Below are 11,712 nucleotides of genomic sequence, written 5' to 3'. Positions count from 1 at the left end.
CGACGCTCCGCCAACGAACCTGACCGCACGACATGACGCAGATCACATGGATCTGTCCGTCACGCGGAATCAACCGTCGTTGACCAGACCCAAACGAAGATACTCCGCGGAGTATGTTCCCTGGAGCAGCAGAGACGCGTAGCGGGCGACCTCCGTGCTCGCGTTCGCCTCGACGACCTCCACCCGTACGCCGCGGGCGTCCGCGGCCTCGGTGAGGGAGCGTCGCTGCTCGACCATGATCGGATCGGTCGCGCCGTCGTCGAGGATGACCAGGACGGGACGTACGGACGACTGCTCCTCGGCGAAGGGGTCGTCGAAGACGTTGCGCGGCCGCGCCGCCTCGAGGACCGGGAGCAGGTCGTCGGCGTCGCCGGCGATCGCACCGCGGCCGCTGGCCCGGCGCAGGCTCTCCGCGACCCGGCGGGCGGCGCGGGCGGCCAGGACGGAGCCACCCCACACGACCGGGAGCGAGTCGGCGAGCGAGATCGCCAGGATCTTGCCGGGGTTGACCGAGATGTCGCGATGCGGAGAGCAGGCCGTGGCGACGTCGTCGAGCGCATCGGCCACCTTGCCCGCGTCGGCCTCCGGACCGAGACCGACCGAGTTGAGGTAGGTGAGCATCAGGATCGCCATCGCGAGCGTGTCGCCGCCCTCGACCGGGAGCAGGGTGCTGTCGCGACCCTCGGCGTGCTGGGCGACCAGCGAGTTCTCCGGAGCCGCCACGACCAGCTGGGCGCCACGGCGGACGGCCTCGGCGGCGGCCGATGCCTCACCCGGGTCGGCGCCGGTCGGGGCCAGCACGACCACGAGATCCAGGCTTCCGGCCCAGCCCGGCAGGCCCGGGGCCGGCCAGGCGACGAACGGCACCGGGCAGTACGGCTCGAGGACGGCGCGCAGCAGGCGCGAGTCGGGACCCGCAGCGACGACGGCCCGGGGTCGGCCGGACTCTGCCGCGCGGCGTACGGCCTCCTGCAGGGGCTCTGCGGCGCCCGCCGCCTCGCGACGGACCCGGGCCCCGGACTCGGCCAACGAACGCAGCAGCAGGTCGATCCCGGCCAGCGCCCGCTCGTCGTCCAGCCTCGACTCGTCGAACCAGGTCATCGGAGTCACTCGCCCTTGGTCGGACGGGCCTCGTCGATGAGCAGGACGGGGATGCCGTCACGTACGGGATAGGCCAGGCCGCACTCCCCCTGGCAGACCAGCTCGCTGTCAGCCTCGACGGGCAGCAGGTCGCCGTGGCACTGCGGGCAGACGATGATCTCGAGCAGCTTCTCGCTCAGGCCCAAGGCGCTCATGCGGGATTGTCCTTTCGGATGATGGCGAGCGCCTCGTCGCGCACGCGCTCCATGGTGAGTGTGTCCTTGCCCTCCGCGTTGAGCCGCAGCAACGGCTCGGTGTTGGAGGCGCGGACGTTGAAGGACCAGTCGGCGTGGGAGAGGGTCAGTCCGTCGAGCTTGTCGACGGTGACACCGTCGCGCCCTGCGTACGCCCTCTCGATCTCGGCCACGGTCGCGGCCTGGTCGGGCACGGTCGAGTTGATCTCGCCGCTCATCGGGTAGCGGGCGTACGCGGCCAGCAGCTCGCTCAGCGGCTTGTCGGACTCGGCGAGGGCGCCGAGGACGTGCAGCGCCGCGAGCATGCCGGAGTCTGCGCGCCAGAAGTCGCGGAAGTAGAAGTGACCGCTGTGCTCACCACCGAAGGCGGCCCCGGACTCGGCCATCACGGCCTTGATGTAGGAGTGGCCGACACGGGTGCGCACCGGGGTGCCGCCGAGCTCGGCGACGATCTCGGGGACGGCGCGGGAGGTGATCAGGTTGTGGATGATCGTCGCGCCCGGCTCCTGGACCAGGGCACGTTCGGCGATCAGGGCGGTGATCGCGCTCGGGCTGACCACCTCGCCCCGCTCGTCGACCAGGAAGCAGCGGTCGGCGTCACCGTCGAAGGCCAGGCCGGCGTCGGCGCCGGTCTCGCGCACCTTGGCCTGCAGGTCGACCAGCGTGGTCGAGTCGAGCGGGTTGGCCTCGTGGTTGGGGAAGGTGCCGTCGAGCTCGAAGTACATCGGGATCAGCTCGACGGCCTCCTCGCCCAGACGGCCGAAGACCGCCGGTGCGGTGTGGCCGGCCATGCCGTTGCCGGCGTCGGCGACGACGGTGAGCCTGCGGCCCTTGACCGGAGCCAGGGAGAGCAGGTGCGCGGCGTACGCCTCGAGCACGTCGGTCTCGCTGATGCTGCCGGCGACCTGGGCGAGCGGGGCCGCCCCGGAGATGACCAGGTCGCGGATCTCGTCGAGCCCGCTCTCGGCGCCGACCGGGACCGCGTTGGCCCGGCACAGCTTGATGCCGTTGTACTGCGCCGGGTTGTGGCTGGCGGTGAACATCGCGCCCGGCAGGCCGAGGTGGCCGGAGGCGAAGTAGAGCTCGTCGGTCGAGGCCAGCCCGATCATCGTCACGTCGGCGCCGGCCTCGGTCGCGCCCTCGGCGAAGGCCCCGGAGAGCGCGGGCGAGCTGGGACGCATGTCGTGGCCGACCACGATCTCGCCGCCGCTGGCGCCGACGACGTGGACGAAGGCCCGCCCGGCGAGTCGGGCGAGGTTCTCGTCGATCTGGTCAGGGACGGTGCCACGGACGTCGTACGCCTTGAACACGGCGTTGGCGACGTCGGGGTCGACTCTCTCCGGCATGTCCGGAACTCTAGTCGTCCTACTCGGACGTCAGCACGCGGAGGTGGCCGCGGCGGGTGCCCCCGGGGCGAGCCTGGCCGTCGCTCGATCCGGGGGCGTCGGCCTCGTCCGGCCCGGTGGTGCCGGCGGGTCCTCGGGGAGCGGGAGCCGGCGGGCGGGCGGCCTCACGCACGGCGTCGGCCAGCGCGAGCAGGTCATCACCCTTCGGCTGCGGGTCGACGGGCTCACGGGCCAGCCGGACGACCTCCCAGCCCCGGGGCGCGGAGAGGCGCTCGGCGTGCTCCTCGCACAGGTCGTAGGCATGCGGCTCGGCATAGGTCGCCAGCGGGCCGAGGACGGCCGTCTGGTCGGCGTACACATAGGTGAGCGTGCAGACGGCTTGGCGCTGGCAGGCGGTTCGCGAACAACGACGAGCAGTCACGAGTGAACCGTACTCCCCTGACGCCAGCCGCGCAGTTAGGCTCGCGTACATGACCAGGCACAGGGATCGACATGGCCGTGGAAGACGCGGACCGATCGCCGTCCCGACCGACCCGAAGGTCCCGGTCCTGCGCACCCGGCGCGAGCGCTTCGACGACATCGCGCTCGGGATCGTCACCGAGATCGACGGTCGCTGGCAGTCGCGGCTCGGCCTGATCGAGTACGCCGTCGAGGAGTCGCCCGACATCCCGAAGGAATGGACCGTCGACGACCACATCCCGCTGGGTTCGCTGGAGCGCGGCTCCGGCGCCGACCCGGCGCGCCTGGTGATCTACCGGCGACCGATCGAGCACCGCTGCCACACCCGCGCCGAGGTCGAGGCGATGGTGCTCATGGTCGTGGTGGAGCAGGTCGCCGACCTGCTCGGGATCGACGCCGAGGATGTTGATCCTCGCTATCAGCCCTGAGGCTCTGGTGGGTCGTCCCGTCTTACCGGCCCTTGGGTACTGAGATTTTGGGGCTGGTCTGGGCCGCCGACCCTGTCCTCGAGTATTTCTCGACCTGCCCCGGAGTCAAGGACGGCCTACGGCCGCCGGCTTCGCCGGCCGCTTCGCGGTCCTTGACACCGGACCATGTCGAGAAAGATTTGGCTGGCTATCAGGGGCGGCGGCCCCAGTGTGGCCGGGAGACAGTCGCCCCTCGGGAGGTAGACGCTCCACGGTGAACGAAAATTCGTTCACCCCCACCAATCCGCCCAGCCTCCTCCGGGTGAAAGAGAATTTTCTTTCACGGACTCAGCCACCCTAGGCGGCGTGGCAGCAGTGAACGAACATTCGTTCACCCCGGATCCCAAGCCCCTGCCCAACCCACATCACCGCGCCACACCCCTGCCGCCGACCCGATAATCAGCCAAAATTCTCAGCGACGGCCGGTGTCAAGGACCGCGAAGCGGCCGGCGAAGCCGGCGGCCGAAGGCCGTCCTTTACTCCGGACGCCGCTGAGAACACCCTCCCGTAACGGGTCGGCGGCAAACACCAACCACAAAAACACAGCAGCCAATGCGCGCCGAAAAGAAGTACTCAGGGCTTCAACGGCAACGGCAACCCCGGAGCAACCCCGGCGGTGCGTACCTCCGAGCGCAGCGGACGGAACGGTACGACCGCATCGCCCTCCCCGCTCATCACCACGGCGGCATTGACCTCGACACCCTCAGGCACCAGCTGGATCAGCGCGGCCTCCGCGGGCACGTCGATCTCGGCGCCCAGCCCGGGGCCGACCTCGACGGACTTGGCCTTGAGCGCCTTGCCCTTCGCGGTCATCGGGACGATCTTGACGGTGCCGCTGCTCCCGGTCTTGGCGACCGGGCCGGCGATCACGACCCGCTTCTTGTCGACGCTGGGACCGACCGGGACGACCACGGCGGTCGCCTTCGAGACGGTCTCGGTGGCTGTGGTGATCGCGACGTCGCCGCGGTCGACCGAGCGCATCGCGGTAGTGACCGGGCCGGTGGCGACGATCTCGACACCGTAGGCGTCGTCGGCGTTGTCCTTGCCGAGCAGCTTGGTCAGGTCGACCTGCGCCTGGCCGTTGGGCGGCACGCTGATCTCCGGGGCGCCCTCCGGGGTGAGCACGTTCTTCGGCGTGAGCAGGCGCAGCTCGGCGCTGACCTGGGCGTCGCCCGGGTTGACGACGGTGAGCGTGCGGCTCGCGGAGTTGTTGGGGTAGCCGACCAGCAGGTTGGTCTCGGCCGGCGTCGACTGGCCCGGGAAGTAGTCCTCCTTCGTGGCCCCGGTCTCGAGCGCGACGGCGCGGTCGCGCACCATCACGCCGGCCTGGCCACGTACGACCGTGGTCTTCAGGGACAGCTCACCCTTGCGGGGAATCACGTGCAGCAGGTCGAAGGTGCGGGTGGTGTTGCCGGGGATCGCGACGCCGCGCAGGTCCTCGGGGACCGCCACCACACCCTTCTCGTCGTAGAGCGAGATGTCGACGGTGGCCGCGCCGCTGTTGGGGTTGGTGAGCTCGAGGACCGAGTTGTGAGTGGCGCCGGCACCGACGCCGGGGAACCACGCCTCGGCCTGCGGAGCCACGCAGCCCGTGGCCGCGAGCGGCTTGGCCGTCGAGCGTCCGGCGACCAGACCGGGGGCGACCTCCTTGCCCGCCTTCACCACGACCGAGCCGGGCTTGACGGATGCGGCGGTCACCTTGCCGGACGCCGCGGCGGCCTGAGCGCCCTTGCCGGCACCCGGGCCGCTGAGCGAGACCTCGCCGGAACCGTCGGTCGCGTTGGTGACGGCGAGTTGGTCCTGACCGGACTTCGGCTTGCCGGGACACACCACGGTGGCCGCCTTCGGCGCGCTGCTCTCGGCGGCGAGCGTCGGCTGCTCCCACTGGTGGGGCCGGTTGAGCAGCAGCGCCACGGCCATCGCCCCGATCAGGCCGAGCGCCACCAGAGCGGTGTTGTCGAGGCGGCGCCCACGCTGCCTGCGTACGCGGCGCAGCCGGGGCCGCGCTGCGGCTGCTGCCGCGGCGGCAGCCGCCATCCGGCCGCCCTTGGCGCGCTCCGGCTCGGGCTCCGGCTCCGCCGTCCGCATCTCGTCGGCGGTCGGCCATGCCTCGAACTGCGGCTCGAAGGCACCCTGGAACTCACCGGTCTGATAGCCGCCGGTCTGATAGCTGCCGGTCTGGTAGTCACCGGTCTGATACTCGCCTTCGTACGCCGGCGGGTAGCCCGTCTGGGCGAGCATCTGTCCCGTCTCGGGGCCGGGCACGTAGGGCTCCTGGGCATAGAGCTGCTCGGGCGTGTAACCCTCCGGCGCCGTCTGGCCCGCGGCATACGGGTCGGCGTAGGGGTCCAGCATCCACGGCTCCTGGCCGTAGACGTCGTCGGTCTGCGGATCGTGCGAGCGGTCGTAGGGGTCACGTGAGTGACTCATGCCGACTCCCTCCTCTGGATCAGCGTCGGCAGGCACAGGACCAGGACCACGAACAGCCCGATACCGGCCAGGACCAACAGGATCGTACGGATGATGGACTGCGACTCGGTCACGCCCGGGTCGCTCGGCTCGGAGTCGAGCAGCCAGGCACGCGTCGAGCGCTCGACGGTGCTCGCCTGGGTCACCGAGCCGGAGGCGTCGATGCCCTCGGCGACGGAGGAGTCGGCCGGCCCGGGCATCACGATGTAGGCGACGCCCTGGGCGGCCAGGTCACCGATCACCGCATCGTCGGGATCGGCGGCCAGGCGGCGTACGACTCCGGTGAGCTCGTCGGAGCCACCGGCGACCTGCGCGATCTCGTCCTCACCGAGGGTGATCCCGTCGTTGCGCAGGACGGCGTAGCGGATGCCCTCGTCGACCGAGCCGCGCAGCACGAGGACGCCGTCCTCGGGTCCGAGCGTGGTCGAGGTCGGGTCGAGCATGTAGGACGGCACCCCGGTGTGACCGAGGGCGCGGGTGTTGTCGGTGAGGTCGCCGGAACCGGCGTAGACGAACCAGCCGAGGCTGCCGACCACACCGACGGCGGCGACCGCGGCAGCCGCGCCGACCATGACCTTCCGCAGCCCGCTCAGGCCGTCGAGGATGGCGCCCTGGGCCCCCAGCACCGCAGCCACCACGGCGAAGCCCTGGATGGCGACCAGCGGGAATCCCCAGCCGACCCGGGCGATGCCGGCGTCGAGCTGGACCGGGATCCAGGACAGCAGCATGGTGACGACGGCCGTCGCGACCGCGCCGATCCAGCAGACCAGCACCGGGATGCGGGTGCGGCTCGGGATCAGCGCGAGCACCGCCAGCAGCGGCAGTGCCAGGCCCAGCCACCACGGGGCGCCGAGGTCGGCACCGTCGAGCCCGGTCAGGCGGCCCACGAGCAGGTCGAAGCCGCCGGCGGCCGGGGCCGGCAGCCGGCCCGGGTCGAGCAGCAGGCCGGCCCAGCCGCCGGAGAAGATCAGCGGCAGCCACCACGGGATCAGCAGGGCGACCGGCGTCGCGATGGCCGCGGCCGGCGGGCCCCACTGGTCGCGGTCGGTGAGCACGGCGGGCATCAGCCGGCGTACGGCGATGAAGATGACGGCCGCGAAGACGGCTGCGACGAGGAAGGCCATCGGCGCGAACGCGGTGATGACGGTCAGCAGCAGACCGGTGCGCCAGCCGGCCCGCCAGCGGCGGTCGGCGACGGGGTCGCTGAACCCGAGAGCGGCGTGCGCCAGCCAGGGCAGGACCGCGCCCACCACGACCGCGCCGATCCGACCGTCGCCGAAGGCGCCGCTGACGTAGGGAACCAGGGCGTAGGCCGTCGCACCCCACAGCAGCAGCCAGCGCGGGGCGCCGAGGTGGCTGATCAGCCGGCCGGCGACCCGCAGCAATCGCCAGGCACCGCCGAGCGCGATCGGGAAGCTGAGCAGCATCACCGCGGTGACGGCCAGGCTCGGGTTGCCACCGAGGATCGTGGCGAGCACCGCCAGCGGGAAGACGTGCGGCGGAGCGGGCACGCCCGTGCCCTGCGACAGCGCGTGCCAGGACTCGAACTGCAGCTGCCACCAGTCGCCGACGTTCTGGGGCGTGGGACCGAGACCGCTGCCGGCCACACCACCGAGCGCCGCGCGGGCGCCGATGACTCCGAGGATGCCGACGACGACCAGGAGCACCGCGACCGGGTTGGTGAACAGACGCACCAGCCATCCGGTCTCGGCCGGGATCTCGTCCTCCTCGAGCTGGGCCCGCTCGGCCTGCCGCTTCGCGGCGAAGGAGGCCGGGTCGGCCTCGGCCTGGGCCATCTGACGCCGTTCGGCGATGTCGGAGGCCTGCAGGGTGACCGCGGTGGCGACGTCGGAGACGAAGTCGAGACCGTGCCGGTAGGGCAGCCAGGGCGGAGGCAGCAGCGCCTTGACGGTGTCCTTGTCGGCGTGGGCCTGCTTCCGGCGGCGTCGCTTGGCGAGCATGATCTGGCCGGTGTGGCCGTAGATCCAGCCGAGCGCGGCCAGGTCGTCGAGCGCCGCCCCGGGGTCACGGACGAGGACGAAGCCGAGCATCCGCCACAGGGTCTGGAAGAAGAACCTGACCATCCACAGCGCCAAGGTGCCCGGACGGCCGTTGACGAGCAGGGTGTAGAGCGCCGCCCGCCGCTCCTGGTAGTGGATCCGGCGCCCGGTCAGCTGCGTCTTGCGTACGCCGCGGTGGGCCGCCTCCACGTGGAAGACGACCGCGTCCGGCACGGCGATGGTCGTGAAGCCGGCGTTGGCGGCCCGCCAGCCGAGGTCCATGTCGGTGCCGAGGACCGGGAGGTGCTTGTCGAAGCCACCGAGGTATTCGAGGACCTCGCGCCGGATCAGCATGCCGGCGGTGTTGACGGCCAGGACGCGGCGTACCTCGTCGTGCTGGCCCTGGTCGTACTCGCCCCGCTCCAGGCCGGTCTCGCGGTTTCCGGTGACGGAGATCGAGACACCCAGCTCGAGCATCCGGCGCAGCGAGGGCCATTCCCGGATCTTGGGGCCGAGGATGTCGGCCTCCGGGTATTCCTCGGCCGCGTTGAGCAGCGTCGCGAGCGCGTGCGGGTCGGGGGTGGAGTCGTCGTGGAGGAACCAGATCCACTCGGGCGGCTGCGCCGCCTGGTGGAGGATCCTGAGCGCCTCGTTGGCCGCATCCGCGAACGTCGTCGACGCCGGGAGCTTGACCACCTGGGCGAAGGTCTCCTCCAGGATCTCGACCGACCTGTCGGTCGAGCCGGTGTCGATCGTGACGGCAAAGCTCACCGGAGCCTGCTGGTTCCGGATCCCGTCGATGACGGTCGGAAGCCAGCCGGCGCCGTTATGAGAGACGAGGACGAGAGCGACCGACGCTTGCACGATCGGCAACCCTAGTGCCCAACTGGTGATAGTCCGAATGGACCTGTCGAGCGATCGGCGTACGCCCCGGCAGGTATTTACCTCCGAAAAGATCAGCAGGCCCGGACCGTGACGGTCCGGGCCTTGCTGGCTCGTGCTTGGTTATTGCCTCAGACTGCGCGCTTCTTCAGCTTGCGGCGCTCCCGCTCGGAGAGTCCACCCCAGATTCCGAAGCGCTCGTCGTTGCCCAGAGCAGACTCAAGGCAGTCCTGGCGCACCTCGCAGGTCTGGCAGACCTTCTTGGCCTCCCGAGTCGATCCACCCTTCTCAGGGAAGAACGCCTCCGGATCCGTCTGCGCGCACAGGGCGCGCTCCTGCCAGCCCCCTTCGTCGGTGTCCGGCTCGAGGAGAAACAGCTCTCTCATCGTCTTTCCGACCTTTCGACCCTATTCAGCTTGTTTTCGGGACCGTGACCCCAATTCGGGCCAGTCACCTCATGCCATCGGCAGGTAACCGATCCCCCCGTTTTTTGCGGGAACTGCCTCTGTTACGACCGAGGTCGATGTTTTGATGCAGTTCCAGTCCGAAATTTTCCCGAGATTCCTGGCGCTGTCTCCAGCGCTGACGGTCCACGGTTCAGTTTCGAATCACACTGATGAAATTACATGCCTGTCGGTGCCACAAGTCAACCCTCAAATCTGCTAGGGGCGCTTTAACACGGCCTGTCGGCACCGGCTGGAGCAGGGGCGCTGGCCCTCGTCTGAGAGGCTAGGACCATGCGTGACATCACCGTTCTCTCCGGCGGCCATGGTGGCTCGAAGTTCATCTCCGGGCTCCTCCACGGCATCTCTGCCGGCCGTTTCCCAGGCATTAGGGAAGATGCCCGGGTCACCGTGATCGCCAATACCGCCGACGATCTGTGGATGCACGGTGTCAAGGTCTGCCCCGACCTCGACACGGTGATGTACACCCTTGGCAACGGATTCGACCATGAGCGCGGCTGGGGCCGCAAGGCCGAGACCTGGTCGATCAAGGAGGAGCTCGAGGCCTACGCGGTCCCCGGCACCTGGTTCGGGCTCGGCGACCGCGACATCGCCACCCACCTCGTGCGCACTCAGATGCTCGAGGCCGGGTTCCCGTTGTCGCAGGTCACCGCCGCGTTGTGCGATCGCTGGCTCAAGCCTGTATGGGGCGACCGGGTGCAGCTGCTGCCGATGACCGACGACCGCGTCGAGACGCATGTGGCGGTCAAGGACGAGAATTCACCCAGCGGTCTCTCGGTCGTTCACTTCCAGGAATACTGGGTACGCCTCCGGGCCGGCGTGCCGGTCGAGAAGCTGATCTTCGTGGGGCAGGACGAGTCGAAGCCGGCCCCCGGGGTGATGGACGCGCTGCTGCAGTCCGACCTGGTGATCCTGCCCCCGTCCAACCCGGTCGTCTCGATCGGGACGATTCTCGGAGTGCCCGGGATCCGGGAGGGCCTGGTGGCCACCTCGGCCCCCGTCGTCGGGATCTCGCCGATCATCAGCGGTCACCACGTACGCGGCATGGCGGAGCAGATGCTGGCCGCGATCGGAGTCGACGCAACTGCCGCCGGAGTCGGTCTGCATTATGGGACGCGGGGCTCCGGCGGAGTCCTCGACGGCTGGCTGGTCGACACCGCCGACGCCGCCGCCGTCCCCTCGCTCACCGAGTCCGGGCTGAGGGCGGCCGCCGTGCCGCTGTGGATGTCCTCCGAGGACGCGACCGCCAACATCGCCGCCGCCGCGGTCGAGCTGGTGGCCCGGTGACGGGCCCCATGTCCGGGCGGGGCATCACCGTCACCGCCCCCGACGGCGTACCCGAGGTGCGGAAGGGCGACGACCTCGCCGCGCTGCTCCTCACTGCACTCGACTCTGGCCTCGAGCTCACCCTGGCCGACGGCGACATCGTGGTGGTCACCTCGAAGGTGGTCTCCAAGGCCGAGGGGCAGGTGCGGGAGGGGATCCGCGACGACGCGCTCCCCGGCGAGACGACCCGGGTGGTCGCCCGGCGCGGGCCGACCCAGATCGTGCGGAGCCGGCTCGGGCTGACGATGGCCGCGGCCGGGATCGACGCCTCCAACGTCGAGGCCGGCCACATCGTGCTGCTGCCGCTGGACCCCGACGCCTCCGCGCGCGCCCTGCGGGCGACGCTCCGCGACCGCACCGGCGCGAACGTCGGCGTGATCATCACCGACACCGCCGGGCGGGCCTGGCGCGACGGCCAGACCGACATCGCGATCGGCGCCGCCGGGCTCGAGGTGCTGGAGAGCTTCGCCGGCCAGGTCGACGCCTACGGCAACGACCTCGTCGTCACCGCCCCCGCCGTGGTCGACGAGATCGCCTCGGCGGCCGAGATCTCCCAGGGCAAGCTGGGCGCACGGCCGTTCGCCGTGCTGCGCGGCCGGGCCGACCTGGTCCGCGAGCCCGGTGACGACGGGCCGGGAGCCGCCGCGCTCATCCGCCCGGAGGGCTCGGACTTCTTCGGCTTCGGGGCCCGGGAGGCCGTCGTACGCGCACTGAAGGGTGCCGCCGAGGACCAGGCCCCGTTCGGTGCTCCGGCGAGCGTCGAGGAGCTCTCCACGGCCGTCGCCGAGGTCACCGGGACCGCCCCTGTGGCGCACGGGGACGGGCTCCGCGTGGACGGAGCCGACCCCGCGGTGATCGCCGCACTGGCCTTCGCGCACGGCTGGCGATGCGAGCGCGCAGACATTAATCACGGGGCAACTTCCCTTCTGCTACCACTGACCACCTAGAATCTGCGCGTCCCGACA

General features: G+C 70.6%; 10 protein-coding genes. 3 read left to right on the top strand and 7 right to left on the bottom strand.

Features of this window, described 5'->3' with window-relative positions; all coding sequences use genetic code 11:
- Positions 1-69: 69 nt before the first annotated feature.
- From HD557_RS04190 to HD557_RS04175, 4 genes are read right to left on the bottom strand one after another with little or no spacing between them, the layout of a single operon-like run.
- Positions 70-1,101 carry an SIS domain-containing protein gene (locus HD557_RS04190; RefSeq protein WP_196872904.1) on the bottom strand — a complete coding sequence of 344 codons (1,032 nt, stop codon included), beginning with the start codon at positions 1,099-1,101 and terminating at the stop codon, positions 70-72.
- A 5-nt stretch (positions 1,102-1,106) separates the two neighbouring features.
- Positions 1,107-1,295, bottom strand: coding sequence for a Trm112 family protein (locus HD557_RS04185; protein ID WP_045552122.1), 189 nt, complete (start codon positions 1,293-1,295; stop codon positions 1,107-1,109).
- Positions 1,292-2,680, bottom strand: coding sequence for a phosphomannomutase/phosphoglucomutase (locus HD557_RS04180; RefSeq protein ID WP_196872903.1), 1,389 nt, complete (start codon positions 2,678-2,680; stop codon positions 1,292-1,294). The genes HD557_RS04185 and HD557_RS04180 overlap by 4 nt, the downstream gene beginning before the upstream one ends.
- A gap of 19 nt (positions 2,681-2,699) precedes the next feature.
- The gene (locus HD557_RS04175; protein ID WP_196872902.1) at positions 2,700-3,152 is read right to left on the bottom strand and encodes a DUF3499 domain-containing protein; all 453 of its coding nucleotides are present in this window, start codon (positions 3,150-3,152) and stop codon (positions 2,700-2,702) included.
- On the opposite strand from HD557_RS04175, the gene HD557_RS04170 reads away from it, so the two are divergent.
- Complete coding sequence (locus HD557_RS04170) at positions 3,151-3,567, top strand: metallopeptidase family protein (RefSeq protein ID WP_196872901.1); 417 nt, start codon at positions 3,151-3,153, stop codon at positions 3,565-3,567. The two genes, HD557_RS04175 and HD557_RS04170, sit on opposite strands and share 2 nt — an antisense overlap.
- A 612-nt stretch (positions 3,568-4,179) precedes the next feature.
- Here HD557_RS04170 and HD557_RS04165 read toward each other — a convergent pair.
- The 3 genes from HD557_RS04165 to HD557_RS04155 form a co-directional block, all read right to left on the bottom strand.
- Entirely contained in the window at positions 4,180-6,036 is a 1,857-nt protein-coding gene (locus HD557_RS04165) for a DUF5719 family protein (RefSeq protein ID WP_196872900.1), read from the bottom strand.
- Positions 6,033-8,939, bottom strand: coding sequence for a glycosyltransferase family 2 protein (locus HD557_RS04160; RefSeq protein ID WP_196872899.1), 2,907 nt, complete (start codon positions 8,937-8,939; stop codon positions 6,033-6,035). Before HD557_RS04160 ends, HD557_RS04165 begins: the two co-directional genes overlap by 4 nt.
- Positions 8,940-9,088: 149 nt before the next feature.
- Positions 9,089-9,343, bottom strand: coding sequence for a WhiB family transcriptional regulator (locus HD557_RS04155; protein WP_008361238.1), 255 nt, complete (start codon positions 9,341-9,343; stop codon positions 9,089-9,091).
- A gap of 351 nt (positions 9,344-9,694) precedes the next feature.
- Between HD557_RS04155 and cofD the strand changes: the two genes are divergently transcribed.
- Together cofD and HD557_RS04145 are read left to right on the top strand one after the other, a co-directional pair.
- Positions 9,695-10,708 (top strand): 2-phospho-L-lactate transferase, encoded by a 1,014-nt coding sequence (cofD, locus tag HD557_RS04150; RefSeq protein WP_196872898.1) that lies wholly within the window; start codon positions 9,695-9,697, stop codon positions 10,706-10,708.
- The gene (locus HD557_RS04145; protein ID WP_307785533.1) at positions 10,705-11,694 is read left to right on the top strand and encodes a coenzyme F420-0:L-glutamate ligase; all 990 of its coding nucleotides are present in this window, start codon (positions 10,705-10,707) and stop codon (positions 11,692-11,694) included. The genes cofD and HD557_RS04145 overlap by 4 nt, the downstream gene beginning before the upstream one ends.
- Positions 11,695-11,712 lie beyond the last annotated feature (18 nt).

Source organism: Nocardioides luteus (assembly GCF_015752315.1).
Classification (GTDB): Bacteria; Actinomycetota; Actinomycetes; order Propionibacteriales; family Nocardioidaceae; genus Nocardioides.
This window is presented reverse-complemented; position numbering and strand designations above follow the sequence as displayed.